Origin of the sequence: Solwaraspora sp. WMMD791 (assembly GCF_029581195.1) — a bacterium.
Lineage (GTDB): Bacteria > Actinomycetota > Actinomycetes > Mycobacteriales > Micromonosporaceae > Micromonospora_E.
In genome coordinates, this window is record NZ_CP120737.1 from 576,260 (window position 1) to 590,656 (window position 14,397).

12 protein-coding genes are annotated in these 14,397 nt (G+C 72.5%); 7 read left to right on the forward strand and 5 right to left on the reverse strand.

Annotated elements, in window-relative coordinates:
• The first annotated feature begins 76 nt into the window (after positions 1-76).
• Positions 77-2,281, forward strand: a complete 2,205-nt coding sequence (locus O7623_RS02520) for a GGDEF domain-containing phosphodiesterase (RefSeq protein ID WP_282226952.1) — start codon at positions 77-79, stop codon at positions 2,279-2,281.
• Between the two features lie 25 nt (positions 2,282-2,306).
• Here O7623_RS02520 and O7623_RS02525 read toward each other — a convergent pair whose 3' ends face one another.
• Genes O7623_RS02525 through O7623_RS02545 form a run of 5 tightly spaced genes read right to left on the reverse strand, consistent with a single transcriptional unit; the run spans position 2,307 to position 8,489 of the window.
• A complete protein-coding gene (locus tag O7623_RS02525; RefSeq protein ID WP_282226953.1) occupies positions 2,307-3,308 on the reverse strand; it encodes a hypothetical protein in 1,002 nt (333 codons plus the stop codon).
• Positions 3,309-3,343: 35 nt separating this feature from the next.
• Positions 3,344-4,096: a 3-oxoacyl-ACP reductase family protein gene (locus tag O7623_RS02530; RefSeq protein ID WP_282226954.1), complete on the reverse strand. Its 753-nt coding sequence runs from the start codon at positions 4,094-4,096 to the stop codon at positions 3,344-3,346.
• On the reverse strand, positions 4,089-5,717 hold the full coding sequence (locus tag O7623_RS02535) for an NAD(P)/FAD-dependent oxidoreductase (protein WP_282226955.1): 1,629 nt from the start codon (positions 5,715-5,717) through the stop codon (positions 4,089-4,091). The genes O7623_RS02530 and O7623_RS02535 overlap by 8 nt, the downstream gene beginning before the upstream one ends.
• Positions 5,704-7,191 carry an aldehyde dehydrogenase family protein gene (locus O7623_RS02540; RefSeq protein WP_282226956.1) on the reverse strand — a complete coding sequence of 496 codons (1,488 nt, stop codon included), beginning with the start codon at positions 7,189-7,191 and terminating at the stop codon, positions 5,704-5,706. Before O7623_RS02540 ends, O7623_RS02535 begins: the two co-directional genes overlap by 14 nt.
• Positions 7,191-8,489 carry an FAD-dependent monooxygenase gene (locus O7623_RS02545; protein WP_282226957.1) on the reverse strand — a complete coding sequence of 433 codons (1,299 nt, stop codon included), beginning with the start codon at positions 8,487-8,489 and terminating at the stop codon, positions 7,191-7,193. Before O7623_RS02545 ends, O7623_RS02540 begins: the two co-directional genes overlap by 1 nt.
• A gap of 197 nt (positions 8,490-8,686) precedes the next feature.
• Here O7623_RS02545 and O7623_RS02550 point away from each other — a divergent pair, with 197 nt between their 5' ends.
• The 6 genes from O7623_RS02550 to O7623_RS02575 all read left to right on the forward strand — a co-directional run bounded on the left by O7623_RS02550 (position 8,687) and on the right by O7623_RS02575 (position 14,396).
• The gene (locus O7623_RS02550; protein ID WP_282226958.1) at positions 8,687-9,928 is read left to right on the forward strand and encodes an acetyl-CoA C-acetyltransferase; all 1,242 of its coding nucleotides are present in this window, start codon (positions 8,687-8,689) and stop codon (positions 9,926-9,928) included.
• Between the two features lie 97 nt (positions 9,929-10,025).
• Positions 10,026-10,883, forward strand: coding sequence for a CoA-transferase (locus tag O7623_RS02555; protein WP_282229292.1), 858 nt, complete (start codon positions 10,026-10,028; stop codon positions 10,881-10,883).
• Entirely contained in the window at positions 10,880-11,641 is a 762-nt protein-coding gene (locus O7623_RS02560) for a CoA-transferase (protein ID WP_282226959.1), read from the forward strand. Before O7623_RS02555 ends, O7623_RS02560 begins: the two co-directional genes overlap by 4 nt.
• Positions 11,638-12,774, forward strand: a complete 1,137-nt coding sequence (locus O7623_RS02565) for a nitronate monooxygenase (RefSeq protein WP_282226960.1) — start codon at positions 11,638-11,640, stop codon at positions 12,772-12,774. Before O7623_RS02560 ends, O7623_RS02565 begins: the two co-directional genes overlap by 4 nt.
• A complete protein-coding gene (locus O7623_RS02570; protein WP_282226961.1) occupies positions 12,761-13,564 on the forward strand; it encodes an SDR family oxidoreductase in 804 nt (267 codons plus the stop codon). The genes O7623_RS02565 and O7623_RS02570 overlap by 14 nt, the downstream gene beginning before the upstream one ends.
• A gap of 34 nt (positions 13,565-13,598) precedes the next feature.
• Positions 13,599-14,396 (forward strand): enoyl-CoA hydratase family protein, encoded by a 798-nt coding sequence (locus O7623_RS02575; RefSeq protein WP_282226962.1) that lies wholly within the window; start codon positions 13,599-13,601, stop codon positions 14,394-14,396.
• The last annotated feature ends 1 nt before the right edge of the window (position 14,397 follow it).

The following is a 14,397-nucleotide window of genomic DNA, read 5'->3' on the forward strand; positions in this document are numbered from 1 at the left end:
CGAACAGTCCACCAGGGACACCGAACGCTGGAGTGTCGGCCAGCGGGTCCATGACCCTGCGCCGTAGTCTTTCGGCATGGCCCCTGGACGCCACCGGCAGTGGCTGACCGCGCTGCGATCCTGGATGAGGGTCGGGGCGGACCAGCCGCTGCTGCCGGTGGTACGCCGGGCCTTCCTGGCCTTCCTCCTCGTCTGCCTGGCCATCATCGTCGCGCAGTGGGTGGTCGCACCGGTGGTGCCCGCTGGACGGTCGTGGCCGGTGCTGATCGCCGTCGTCGTGCTGGCGGTGCTCGCCGTACGGCTGTACCGGCGGGAACGGCCGACCATCGGCCACGACCTGCTCGCCGCCGTCGCCGTCGGTGTGGTGATCTGGTCGGTCGGGGCGCTGCCGGCCGGCGGGGTGCTGTTCGTGGGCACCGCCCTGCGGGCACTCTACGGTGGACTGCCCGGGGCGCTGCTGTCGGTCCTGTTCACCCTCACGGCGATGACCACCGGGGTGCTCGCCGCCGGTGGCTCGCCAGCCGACGTGCAGTTGGCCCAGTACGGGCCGGGCCTGCTGCTGTCGTCGTTGGCGTTGCGTCTGGTGCTGATGGCGGTGCGTCGGTACGAGGCCGGTACGGCGGCCCGGTTCGAGGCGGTCGTCCGGTCCTCGCGCGACGTGATCGTGCTGACCGACCGGGACACCACGGTCAGTTACCTGAGCCCGGCGGCGGCCGACGTCTTCGGCCTGCCCGCCGGCCTGCCCGGTGACCGGCTGCTGTCCTGGATCGTCGCGCCGGACCGGCCGGCCGCCGACGCGTGGCTGACCCGGCTGCTCGCCGAGCCCGGTGCCGCCGCCACCCTGCAGTGCCGGGTCCCCGGCCCGGGAGCCGGCCCGCCGACCACGGTCGAGATCAGCGGCCAGAACCTGCTGCACGATCCGAACGTACGGGGGCTGTCGTTCGCCGTACGGGACGTCACCGAGCGGGTGCTGCTCACCGAGCGGCTGCGCCACCAGGCGTACCACGATCCGCTGACCGGGCTGGCCAACCGGGCCCTGCTGCGGGAGCGAGTGACCACGGCGCTCGGCGCGGGCAGCGACGTCGCGTTGCTGCTGCTCGACATCGACTCGTTCAAGGTGGTCAACGACGCGCTCGGCCACCATGCCGGGGACGCCCTGCTGGTCGAGGTCGCGCAACTGTTGACCGCGCGACTGGCCGGGACCGACCTGCTGGCCAGCCTCGGCGGCGACGAGTTCGCCGTACTGCTGACGGCCGACCGGGCGGCCGCGCGCGACACCGAGCAGATCGCCGACGACCTGCTCGCGGTCTTCGACCGGCCGATCCAGGTCGCCGGTGAGCTGCGACTGGTCTCGGCCCGGGTCGGCATCGCGGTCAGCCTCGACGGTGCCACCGATGTCGACCGACTCATGAGCGAGGCCGACATCGCCCTGCAGATCGCCAAGGGATCGGCGCGGACCCGTCGGGTGCGCTACCGCACCGAGCTGCACCAGCACGCGATCGACCGGATCCGGCTGCAGATGGAGGCGCAGGACGCGCTGTCGCGTCGCGAGTTCGTCCTCAACTATCAGCCGATCCACGCGTTGGCCGACGGTGCCGTACGCGGGGTGGAGGCGCTGGTCCGGTGGCGCCACCCGCAGCGGGGGGTCGTGCGACCGGACCAGTTCATCCCGTTGGTCGAGGCCAGTGGACTGATCGTGCCGCTGGGTCGCTGGATCCTGAGTCAGGCGTGCGTCAGCGGAGCCGGCTGGCAACGGCTCACCGGCCGTGCGCTGCAGATCAACGTCAACGTCAGCGTCCGCCAGTTCATGCTGGGTGACGTGGTCGCGGACGTGCTGGCCGCGTTGGAACGCTCCGGCCTGCCGCCGACGACGCTGACCCTGGAGATGACCGAGAGCGTCCTGGCCACCGAGCACGACGCGATCGAGTCGCAGCTGTCCGCGCTGCGCCGCCTCGGCGTCCGGATCGCCCTCGACGACTTCGGCACGGGGTTCAGCTCCCTCGGTCACCTGCACCGGTACCCGATCGACGAGCTGAAGATCGACAAGATGTTCGTGGCCCGGATCGGTGCCGACGACCCCACCTGCCTGCCGGTGGTCCGGGCGATCATGGCGATGAGTCACGGGCTGCGGTTGAGCACGGTGGCCGAGGGCATCGAGAACAACGACCAACGTACCGAGTTGACCGCGATGGGATGCGAGTTCGGTCAGGGCTTCGGCCTGTCCCGACCGGTGGAGGAGCCCGCCCTGCGGGCGCTGCTGCAGCGCTGCGCCGTGTCCTGAGCGGTCCGTCTGCGCAGAGGCGGGCTCAGACCAGTGTGTCGGCGAGGGTCTCCGGGGCGAACAGCTCCGTCGGCTCCAGCAACCGCCGGGCGAGTCCCTGTTCGTACGAGTACCGCAGGAAGGTCTCCAGCACCCTGCGGTTGGGCTCGACGCCGTACGGCCAGAAGTCGTCACCCAGCAGCGCCGCCGCCTCCTCTGCGGCCGGCACCACCCACGGCAGGCCGACCTTGAGCGCGGTGGCCTCCCGCAGCTCGGCGTAGACCCGGTCCTTCGCCTCGGTGAACGCGTCCAGCAGCGTCCGGGCCAGCCACCGGTGCCGGTGGTAGACGTCGCGGCGCAGCACCACGGTGTGCATGATCGGGAAGATCCCGGTGGCCTGCAGGTATGCCCGTTCGGTGGCGGCCGGGTCGGCGAACAGCCGACGGACCCGGTCCGGGCCGGCGGCCGGGTCGAACGACCGGGGTGCCCGCGCGGTGTACAGGGCGTCGATCGCGCCGGTTCGCAGCAGTCCGTCGAGGGTCTCGCCAGCTTCGATCGGTGCCACGTCGAACCGGTCCGGCAGGTCCAGACGCAGCTTCTCCTGCCGGCCGGCGTGGTGCAGGCCGCCGGTGCGGTACCTGACCGCGTCGACCGGCAGTCCGTGCTGTTCGGCCAGGATGCCGCGGATCCACACGGCGGCGGTCATCTGGTACTCGGGGATGCCGACGGTACGGCCGGCCAGGTCCGCAGGTGCACCGACCGGCGACCCGGGTGCCAGGTAGATCGAGCCGTGCCGGAACACCCGCGACGGGAAGACCGGGATCGCCACGAACGGCGGCTCGTCGGCGAACAGCGACAGCACGTACGACGACAGGGACATCTCGGCGACGTCGAACTCCTGCCAGCGCAACATCCGGAAGAAGGTCTCCTCCGGCGGCAGTGGCAGGTAGGTCAGGTCCACGCCGGCGGGCCGGACGGTGCCCTCCCGCAGCGCCCGGGTGCGGTCGTAGTCCCAGCAGGCCAGGCTGATCGGTAGGCGGTGCGTCATGGTGCCTCCAGTGTTCGCGCCGATGTCGGAGATCCTCAGTGGAAGGCGGCACCACCGTCGACGTTGACCGTCTGTCCGGTGATGAAGTCGCTGTCCGGTCCGGCCAGGAAGGCGACCACGCCGACCAGGTCGGCCGGCACCTGCCGCCGTCTGATCGCCTGACCGGCGACGATCGCGTGCTCCTGTTCCGGGGTGACGGTGGCCCGCGGGATCTCGGTCCGGGTGGCACCGGGGGTGATCGCGTTGACCCGCACCCCGGCCGGGCCCAGCTCGGTGGCCAGTGCCCTGGTCATCCCGATCAGAGCCGCCTTCGAGGTGACGTAGTGCAGGTAGTGCGGCCGGCCGATCCACACCGTGGCCGACGAGATGTTGACCACCTTGCCGTAGCCGGCCCGCCGCATCACCGGTGCGACCGCCCGGGTGCACAGGAACGGTCCGCGGACGTTGACCGCCATCACCAGATCCCATTCGGCCGGGTCGATGTCCTCGAACGGGCGCATCGCCAGGGTGGAGAAGATCGCTGCGTTGTTGACCAGCACGTCGATTCCGCCGAACACGTCGGTACCGCGGCGGACCAGCGCGGCGACACTGTCGGGGTCGGCCACGTCGACCTCGACGGCGAGCGCGTCGGCGCCGATCTCGGTAGCGACGGCGGTGGCTGCGGCCATGTTGCGGTCCGCCACCACCACGCGCGCGCCGTCGGCCGCGAGCCGCTGCGCGAAGGCCCGGCCGAGTCCCTGTCCGCCGCCGGTGACAATGGCCACCCGGCCGGCCAGCCGGTCAGCCATCGCCGAGCCGGGACAGTTCGGTACGGGCGTCCATCGGCTGCCACCACGGCTCGATGCCCAGGTCGCGGGCGATCACCCCGGCGGCGATGTACCCGGCGCCGCCGCTGATCGCCCCGTTGGGATGGCAGGCCGAGCCGGCCAGGTAGAGGTTCGGCAGCGGCGTGCGGTAGCCGAAGTGGTTGTGCAACACCTGGTCGGCGCTGAGCGCCCCCATGAAGATGTCGCCGTGGCGCATGTTGATCAGTTCCTGCGCGTACTCGTACGCGGTGTACGTGTACGAGCCCAGCACGGTGGCGTCGGTCAGGTTGGGCGCGTACTCCCGCCACTTGTCCATGATCGACGCGGCCATGTCGCCCTGCATACGGCGCAGGTTCTCGTGGTCGCCGTCGGGCGCCCACGGCACCACGTGCCAGGCGTACGCGGTGTGCTTGCCCGGCGGTGCCTGGCTCGGGTCGAGCACGCTCAGCGCCCCGGCGCCGAACTGCACGTTGGTCGGCACCCGGCCGCTGTCCACGTCGTCGTGCGCGGCCATCAGGCTGGCGATGGTCTCCGAGCCGATGTTGTACTTCAGCGCCCCGTTCACGTGCGGGTCGAAGGCCGCCGAGGTGTACGCCGGGGCCTCGTCGAGGGCCAGGTGCAGGCCGAACAACGTCCAGCCGGTGTAGTGGAACGTGTCCAGCCGGGCCAGGTAGTCGGCGGGCAGTTGGTCCCGGCCGATCAGCGTCTCCAGGGTCTGGTGCAGGTCCAGCGTGCTGGCCACGAACTGGCGGGCCCGCATCGAGCGCCCGTCGGCGAGCGTGATGCCGGTGGCCCGGCCGCCCTCGACGACGATCCGCTCGACGTGCGCCTGGTTGACGAAGTGTCCGCCGGCGGCGATGAACTCCTCCATCAGCCCGCGGGCCAGGTTCCAGCTGCCGCCGGCGCAGAGTTCGTAGCCGGTGGTCAGGTCGAAGGCGCGGATCAGTGAGCCGAGCGGGCTGTGCGTGCCGAGCGTCTCGTGCAGCACGGTGCCGAACAGTGACAGCTTGAACAGGAACAGCACCTTGACCCGTTCGTCGGTGAACAGCTCCTCGACCACCTCGCCGGGTTGGCGCCGGGTCAGCTCCAGGAAGTCACGGCCCAACGCGGTACGGCCGAGCAGTTCGTCGCGGTCGTCCGGGCTCAGCGGCTCGCTGAACCGTTCCCGAAGGAAGATCCGCTGGGTCATCTCCTCGGCTTTGGCGTTCCACTCCCGGAAGGTGTCGGCATCGGCTTTGCTGAATCGGCCGATGCTGGCCAGCGTCTCGTCGAGGTCGCGGGAGAAGACCAGCGCGCTGCCGTCACGGTGCGGCTGTGCGAACTCGTACCGAGGGGTCAGGTAGCGCACCCGGGCGGACAGCCCCAGGTCGCGGAACCACGGAGTCGACGTGATGCTGAAGTGGTTGATCGAGTGCAGGTTGTGCTGGAAACCGGGCAGGGTCCGTTCCTCGGTGCTCAGCCCGCCGCCGTGGCGCAGCCGCCGCTCGACCAGGAGCACCCGTAGCCCGGCCCGGGCCAGGTAGGTGCCGAGGATCAGGCCGTGCTGGCCCGCCCCGATGATGATGCCGTCGTAGGTGTCGGCCGGGTGGTCAGTGGTCGCCACGGTCGCCTCCTCGTGGGTGCTCGGTCGGCCCAAGGTGGATGGTGACCGACTTGGGCTGGGTGAACGAATGCAGTTCCTCGACGCTCTCCTCGCTGCCGAGGCCGGAGTCCTTGACCCCGCCGAACGGCAGGCCGGCGAAGTGCCGGGACGCGGTGTTGATCCACACGTAGCCGGCGTCGACCGACCGGGCCCAGCGGTGCGCCCGACCGACGTCGCCGGTCCACACGCTGGCGGTCAGGCCGTACGGGGAGTCGTTGACCAGGCGCAGCGCCTCCCGCTCGTCGTCGAACGGGGTGACACAGAGCACCGGCCCGAATATCTCCTCGCGGGCCAACGGGCTGTCCGGCGGCACGTCGACGAAGACGGTGGGTTCGACGTACGCGCCGGGACCGGGCGGCAGGCCGCCGCCGGTGGCCAGGGTCAGCCCGGCATCGCGGCCCTGCCGCAGGAATCCGGCGATCCGGTCCCGGTGGGCGGCGGAAACCATGGTGCCCATCTCCGTGTCCGGGTCGAGCGGATCCCCGACCCGGACGGCGCGGGTGCCGGCCACCACCCGCTCGACCACCTCGTCGACGAGCGAGCGGTGCACCAGCAGCCGGGAGGTGGAGCCGCACGACTGCCCGCCGGTCCAGTGGAAGTTCATCCCGGCGACCGCGCCGGCGCTGGCGGCGGCCACGTCGGCGTCGTCCAGGATCACCATCGGGTTCTTGCCGCCGAGCTCCAGCGACACCTGTTTGACGCCGTGCGCGGCGGCGGTGCGCAGCACCGCCTGGCCGGTACCGGTGCTGCCGGTGAACGCGATCCGCCGCACCAGCGGGTGGCCGACCAGTGCCGGTCCGACGGTGGCCCCGTCCCCGGTCAGCACCGCCAGCACTCCGGCCGGCAGCAGGTCGGCGACCAGTTCACCGAAGCGCAGCGCGGACAGCGGTGTCTGGTCGGGGGCCTTGAGCACCACCGAGTTGCCGGCCAGCAGCGGTGCCGCGACCCGGGAGGCGGCGAACATGACCGGGTGGTTGTACGGCACGATCCGGGCGACGACGCCGTACGGTCGCCGGGTGGTGTAGTGCAGGTGGTCATCGCTGCCGGGCAGGGTCCGGCCACCCAGCTGATCGGCCCAGTCCGCGAAGCGCTCCAGCAGGTCGGCGGCGAGGTCGACGTCGGCGGTCATCGCGGTCACCGGGTTGCCGCCGTCGGCCGCGTCGAGGTGGCCGAGTTCGGCGCGGTGCGCACGCAGCACGTCGGCCATCGCCCGTAGTACGGCGGCCCGTTGCCGGGGCGGGGTGGCCGCCCACCGGGGCTGCGCGGCGTGTCCGGCCCGTACGGCCCGGTCGACGTCGGCGACGGTGGCGGCGGGCGCCCGGCCCAGCACCGCGCCGGTGGCCGGTGACCGGGTCGGGGTCACCCCGCCGTCGCCGGCCGGGACGAGCTGCCCGTCGATCAGCAGTCGCCAGTCGCGTCCGGGGTCGGGAATCATCACGTCTCGTCTCGGCTCGTCGTCGGGGTGGCGGTCGGCGCGTCCGGCGGCATGGTCGCGACGGGACTCGCGGCGGGGGAGGAGCCGCGCTGGGCGGCGGTGTGGCCGAAGAGCCAGTCGGTGGCCCGGTAGTCGGTGGGTCCACGGTGGGCCAGGGCGTCGTCGCGCAGCGCCGCGGCGATGCCGTCGACATGCCAGATGTCGCCCCAGGTCCGGGCGTTGCGCTGCACCCGTGCCGTACGGGGTGCGCGTTCCCGGGCGAACTCGTGCAGCGCGACGCCGACCGGGGCGTCCGGGCCGAGCGGGCCGGCGGGCAGATGCCTCTCGACCGCCCCGGCGAGCGCGGCGGCGTCCTCCAACGCCTGGCAGGCACCCTGTGCCAGGTACTGCAGCATCGGATGGGCGGCGTCGCCGAGCAGGGTGACCCGGTCACCGATCACCCAGTTGTCGATCGGCGTCCGGTCGTACATCGGCCACCGCTGGTCGGTCCGGATCGCCTGTACGGCGGTCCGCACGTGCGGACAGGCCCGGGAGAACGCCTCCCGGAGCTCCGCAGGGCCACCCCAGTCGGGGTCGCCCTGCCGGTACCGCTCGCTGCGGAACACCGCGACCTGGTTGTAGTAGCTGCCGCCGCGCAGGGCGTACTGCACGAAGTGCATGCCGGGGCCGATGAAGGCGACCACGTCGGACAGATCGGCGGTCCGACTGGCCTGCTCGATCGGGATGGCCCCCCGGTAGGCGACGTAACCGCTGCATTCCGGCTCGTCGTCGCTGACCATGGCCCGGAACCGGGAGTGCAGGCCGTCGGCGGCGACGACGGCCCGGGCCCGGTAGCGCTGCCCGCTGGCGCAGTCGATCTCGACGGCGTCCGGGCCCGGCCGGATCGCTGTCACCTCACGGCCGGGTTCGAGTACCGCGCCGGCCCCGGCTGCCCCGGCCAGCAGCAGGTCGAGCAGGTCGCGACGGTGCGCGACGACGTACGGGGCCAGGTAGCGGTCGGTGAACGGCCCGGTGAGGTCGAGCCGGTTCAGCTCCCGGCCGGTGCGGGCGTCGGCGAGGACCAGGTGTCGGGGGACCAGCCCGGCGGTGATCAACCGGTCGAGCAGGCCCCACTCGCGTAGCAGCCGGGTGGCGTTGGGGGCGAGTTGGATACCGGCCCCGACCTCGCCGAAGGCGCCGGCTCGCTCGAGCACCCGGACCTGTCGGCCGGCGCGGGCCAGGGCAAGTGCGGTGCCGAGCCCGCCGATGCCGCCACCGATCACGATGAACTCGTCGGGCTGCGTCTCGCTGGCCGTCAACGTGCCTCCTGAGGGCTGTGGGGCCGGGTCGGTCCCGGACGCGGGGCCGGCCGAGGTTGCCCGACGCTAACCCCGCTTCTGTTCAGAAGAATCTGTGTCGACCAGCCTTTCTGGTGAGCAGAACGGCAACTGGTTGCCGGGTTGTCGGCCGCGCCGACCATGGCGTACCAAGCGCTTGTTAGGGTACGCTGCCCGCCATGTCGCCCCGAGACTCCGCCGCTCCGCAGGCCGTGATCGTCGCCGCCGCCCGCTCGCCGATCGGCCGGGCGCGCAAGGGTTCGCTGACCACGCTGCGTCCTGACGACCTCGCCGTGGACATCACCCGGGCCGCGCTGGCGCAGGTGCCCGCCCTGGACCCGGCGCAGGTGCAGGACGTCCTGCTCGGTTGCGCCCAGCCGGCCGGCGAGCACGGCCACAACCTGGCCCGGATGGTCGCCGTCGGGTTGGGTCTGGACGACACCCCCGGCACCACCGTCCACCGGTACTGCGCCTCGTCGGTGCAGACCACCCGGATGGCCTTCCACGCGATCCGGGCCGGGGAGGGCGACGTCTTCGTATCCGCCGGGGTGGAGATGGTCTCCCGGTACGACGCCGGAAAGTCGGACAATTTGCCGGGCACCCGCAATCCGCGCTACGCGGCGGCCGGTGCCCGCAGCGCGGCGCGCGCCGCCGGTGGTGGTGGGCTGTGGCGGGACCCACGCGAGTCCGGGTCGCCGCCGGATCCGTACATCGCGATGGGGGAGACCGCCGAGAACGTCGCGCAGCGGTACGGGGTGAGCCGGGCCGACCAGGACGAGTTCGCGGTGCGCAGCCAGAATCTGGCGGAGAAGGCGATCGCCGCCGGCTTCGCCGCACGCGACATCACCCCGGTGACGTTGCCGGACGGCACCGTCGTCGACCGCGACGACAGCCCGCGTCCCGGCGTCCGGCTGACGTCGGTGGCCGCGCTCACGCCGGTGTTCCGGCCGGACGGCACGGTGACCGCCGGAAACTGCTGTCCGCTCAACGACGGTGCCGCCGCGTTGGTGGTGATGAGTGCCGCCCGCGCCGCCGAACTCGACATCACCCCCCTGGCCCGGATCGTGGCTACCGGGGTCTCCGCGCTCAGCCCGGAGATCATGGGGCTCGGCCCGGTCGAGGCGACGCGGCAGGCGTTGCGCCATGCCGGGCTGACCATCGACGACATCGATCTGGTGGAGATCAACGAAGCCTTCGCGGCCCAGGTGCTGCCCTGTGTGCGGCTGCTCGGCATCGACCTCGACCGGGTGAACGTCAACGGTGGAGCGATCGCGCTGGGCCATCCGTTCGGGATGACCGGTGCCCGGATCACCACCAGCCTGATCCGGGCGCTGCGGGAGCGCGACCGGCAGTTCGGGCTGGTCACCATGTGCGCGGCCGGAGGACAGGGGATGGCGATGGTGATCGAGCGGGTTGGCTGAACCCGGGCTGGCCAGCCAATCAAGCGCTTGGTACATTGCGAAGGCGTCGGTTCCGGCGTACCCGCACCCGCGACCAGCAAGGATCGAGTAGGTGGCGATGACCGACAAACGGATGACCGCCGAGCAGGTCGTCGGCGAGCTGCGCTCCGGCATGACCATCGGCATCGGCGGCTGGGGTTCGCGCCGCAAGCCGATGTCCCTGGTCCGGGCGATCCTGCGGTCGGACCTCGACGACCTGACCGTCGTCACCTACGGCGGCCCCGACGTCGGCCTGCTGCTCGCCGCCGGCAAGGTCCGTCGCCTGGTGTACGGCTTCGTCTCGCTCGACTCGATCCCGTTGGAGCCACACTTCCGGGCCGCCCGCCAGTCAGGCGCCGTCGAGGCCGTCGAGTACGACGAGGGCATGCTCTACCTCGGCCTGTACGCCGCCGCCTGCCGCCTGCCGTTCCTGCCCACCCGGGTCGGACTCGGCTCCGACCTGATGCGCATCAACCCGGACCTGCGGACCGTGCGGTCGCCGTACGACGACGAGGAACTGCTTGCCGTCCCGGCGCTGCGGCTGGACGCCGCCCTGGTCCACCTGCACCGGGCCGACATCCACGGCAACGCCCTCTGCCTGGGCCCCGACCCGTACTTCGACGACCTGTACTGCGCGGCCGCCGACCGCGCGTACGTCTCCTGCGAGCAGATCGTGCCGACCGCGCAGCTCACCCCGGCCGCCTCGGTGCTGGTCCGCCGCCACCAGGTACGTGGGGTGGTTCCGGCCGCCAACGGTGCCCACTTCACCTCGTGCGACCCGGACTACCCCCGTGACGAGCAGTTCCAACGTGAGTACGCCGACGCGGCCGGCACCGACCGGTGGGCCGCGTTCCGCCAGCGCTACCTCGACACCGACGAGGCCGGCTACCAGCAGGCCGTCGCCGCCCGGGGACCGCAGATGGAGGTGATCCGGTGACCGCCACCGCGCCGACACGCGCCGAGGTGTGCGTCGTCGCCTGCGCCGAGGCATGGCGTGGCGACGGCGAGATCCTGGCCAGCCCGATCGGGCTGATCCCGACGATCGGCGCCCGGCTGGCCCGGGCCACCTTCTCCCCGGAACTGCTGCTCACCGACGGCGAAGCCGCCCTCGGCGTCGGCACCTGGCCGGTCGGTGGATCCCCGGCGCAGACCGAGGGAGCGTTGCCGTTCCGGCAGATCTTCGAGCTGATCTGGTCCGGCCGCCGGCACGTCATGATGGGGCCGGGCCAGATCGACCGGTACGGCAACGTCAACATCTCGGCGATCGGCGACTTCCACCGGCCGAAGGTGGCCCTGCTCGGAGTACGGGGCGCACCCGGCAACACGGTGAGCCACCCGTGCAGCTACTGGGTGCCCCGGCACAGCCGCCGGACCTTCGTCGCACAGGTCGACCTGGTCTGCGGCGTCGGCTACGACCGGGCGGCGGCGGCCGGGCCGTCCGCGTCGCGCTTCCATCAGCTGCGCCGGGTGGTGAGCGATCTCGGGGTCTTCGACTTCTCCGGCCCGGACCACCGGATGCGGCTCGTGTCGACCCACCCCGGAGTCAGCGTCGAACAGATCCGCGAGGCGACCGGGTTCGACCTGCTGATCGGCGAGGACGTGCCGCAGACCCGGCAGCCGACGGCGCAGGAGCTGGCCCTGATCCGTACCGCCATCGACCCGGCCGGCCACCGCGACACGGAGGTACGGCGATGACCGACCGCCCGGCGCGGCCGGTCGACGGAGCGCGGCCGGTCGACGGAACGCCCCGGTCCCACCCGGCCCTGCGTACCCCGATCTGCGAACTGTTCGGGGTGCGTTACCCGATCGTGCAGACCGCCATGGGCTTCGTCTCCGGCCCTCGGCTGGTCGCGGCCACCGCCAACGCCGGAGGGTTGGGCATCCTCGCCGGCGCCACCCTCGACCTGCCCGAACTGGCCACCGCGATAGCCGAGATCCGCCGCCGCACCAGCGCGCCGTTCGGGGTCAACCTGCGGGCCGACGCCACCGACGCCGCCGCGCGGGTCGATCTGCTGATCCGGGAGCACGTCCGGGTCGTCTCGTTCGCCCTGGCCCCGAAGCCCGAGCTGATCGCCCGGCTGCGCGACGCCGGGGTACGGGTGGTGCCGTCGGTCGGCGCGCGCCGGCACGCCGAGAAGGTGGCCGGCTGGGGCGCCGACGCGGTCATCGTGCAGGGTGCCGAGGGCGGCGGCCACACCGGCGCGGTTCCGACCAGTCTGCTGCTGCCGCAGGTGGCCGACGCCGTCGACATCCCGGTGATCGGGGCCGGCGGGTTCTTCGACGGCCGGGGTCTGGTCGCCGCCCTCGCCTACGGCGCCGCCGGGGTGGCGATGGGCACCCGGTTCCTGCTCACCAGCGACACCACGGTCAGCCCGCAGGTGCAGCGGCGCTACCTCGACGCCGGGTTGGACGGCACCGTGGTCACCCGGGCGCTCGACGGCGTACCGCAGCGGGTGCTGCGGACCGATCTCATCGACCGGCTGGAACACGCCGGACCGCTCCGCCGGCTGGTCCGTTCGGCCCGCAGCGCCGCCCGGTTCCGGCGACTCACCGGCACCCCGTGGCGGCACCTGCTCGCCGAGGGTCTGGCGATGCGCCGCAGCCGGGAACTGACCTGGAGCCAGGTGCTGCTCGCCGCGAACACCCCGATGCTGCTGCGTGCCGCGATGGTCGACGGGCGCGTCGACCTCGGCGTGATGGCGACCGGACAGGTCACCGGGCTGATCGACGACCTGCCGAGCTGCGCCGAGCTGATCGACCGGATCGTCGCCGAGGCGGTGGCGGTGCTGGACACCTTGCAGGAAGGACGATCCGATGGCGACCGCTGAACCGCCGGCCGGGCTGCGGCCGCCGGCCGGGCCGACCGGCCATGGCCTGCTCGCCGGCCGGACCGTGCTGGTCACCGCTGCGGCCGGCACCGGCATCGGCGCGGCGACCGCGCGACGCTGCGCCGAGGAGGGTGCCCGGGTGGCGATCAGCGACCGGCACGAAGCGCGCCTACGGACGACGGCCGCTGAGCTCGCCGCCGCGACCGGTGTGGAACCTCTCGCGGTCGTCTGCGACGTCACCGTCGAGTCGCAGGTGCAGGCGATGATCGACCAGGTCGTCACCGGCTACGGCCAGCTCGACGTGCTGGTCAACAACGCCGGCCTGGGCGGCACCGCCCGGATCACCGAGATGACCGACGAGCAGTGGCACCGGGTGCTGGACGTCACCCTCACCGGCACCTTCCGGTGCACCCGCGCCGCGCTGCGGCACATGATGCCGCGCGGCAGCGGCGTGATCGTCAACAACGCCTCGGTGCTGGGCTGGCGGGCCCAGCAGGGCCAGGCGCACTATGCCGCCGCCAAGGCCGGGGTGATGGCGTTGACCCGGTGCAGCGCCGTCGAGGCCGCCGAGGCCGGGGTCCGGGTGAACGCAGTCGCGCCGAGCCTCGCCATGCACGCCAACCTGGCCAAGGTCACCGATGACGCCCTGCTGGCCGCGCTGGCCGACCGGGAGGCGTTCGGCCGGGCCGCCGAACCCTGGGAGGTGGCGAACGTGATCGTCTTCCTGGCCAGCGACTACGCCTCGTACCTGGTGGGCGAGGTGCTCTCGGTCAGCAGCCAACACCCGTGAGGACCCGACGATGACATCCACAAAGGACAGTACGATGGTCGTCGCGACCACCGGCGCCGACGGAGTGACCGAGATCGTGGTCGACCGGCCGCCGGTCAACGCGCTGCCGGTCGCCGGCTGGCACCGCCTCGCCGAGGTGGTCACCGCCGCCGGTGCCGACCCGGCGACCCGCGTGGTGGTGCTGCGGGCGCAGGGCCGCGGCTTCAACGCCGGGGTCGACATCAAACAGATCCAGGCCGATCCCGGCAACGACGCGCTGATCGGCGCGAACCGGGGCTGCTTCGCGGCGTTCGCCGCCGTCTACGACTGCCCGGTGCCGGTCGTCGCCGCCGTTCACGGCTTCTGCCTCGGCGGCGGCATCGGCCTGGTCGGCAACGCCGACATCATCGTGGCCAGCGACGACGCCACGTTCGGACTGCCCGAGGTGGACCGGGGCGCGCTCGGTGCCGCCACCCACCTGTCCCGGCTGGTGCCACAGCACCGGGCCCGGGCGATGCTCTACACGGCCGCGACCGCCACCGCCGCCGAACTGCACGCCTACGGGTCGGTGCTGCGCGTGGTTCCGGCCGCCGACCTGCGGGCCGCCGCGCTGGACGTCGCCCAGCAGATCGCCGCCAAGGATCCGGCGGTGATCCGGGCGGCGAAGGAGTCGCTCAACGGCATCGACCCGTGGGACGTCAAGCGCAGCTACCGCTACGAGCAGGGCTTCACCTTCGAGTTGAACCTGTCCGGTGTCGCCCACCGGGTCCGCGACGGCTTCGGTGACCGGCCCGCCGGGCCGGCGCGGCGACGCGGTGCCGGCCGGGCCGCCGACCCGGAGCGGGAGGGCTGAC

Bases quoted from the DNA above. Each gene is read 5' to 3' on its own strand.
- O7623_RS02520 (WP_282226952.1), top strand. From the start codon at position 77: ATGGCCCCTGGACGCCACCGGCAGTGGCTGACCGCGCTGCGATCCTGG.
- O7623_RS02525 (WP_282226953.1), bottom strand. From the start codon at position 3,308: ATGACGCACCGCCTACCGATCAGCCTGGCCTGCTGGGACTACGACCGC.
- O7623_RS02530 (WP_282226954.1), bottom strand. From the start codon at position 4,096: ATGGCTGACCGGCTGGCCGGCCGGGTGGCCATTGTCACCGGCGGCGGA.
- O7623_RS02540 (WP_282226956.1), bottom strand. From the start codon at position 7,191: ATGATTCCCGACCCCGGACGCGACTGGCGACTGCTGATCGACGGGCAG.
- O7623_RS02550 (WP_282226958.1), top strand. From the start codon at position 8,687: ATGTCGCCCCGAGACTCCGCCGCTCCGCAGGCCGTGATCGTCGCCGCC.
- O7623_RS02555 (WP_282229292.1), top strand. From the start codon at position 10,026: ATGACCGACAAACGGATGACCGCCGAGCAGGTCGTCGGCGAGCTGCGC.
- O7623_RS02565 (WP_282226960.1), top strand. From the start codon at position 11,638: ATGACCGACCGCCCGGCGCGGCCGGTCGACGGAGCGCGGCCGGTCGAC.
- O7623_RS02570 (WP_282226961.1), top strand. From the start codon at position 12,761: ATGGCGACCGCTGAACCGCCGGCCGGGCTGCGGCCGCCGGCCGGGCCG.
- O7623_RS02575 (WP_282226962.1), top strand. From the start codon at position 13,599: ATGGTCGTCGCGACCACCGGCGCCGACGGAGTGACCGAGATCGTGGTC.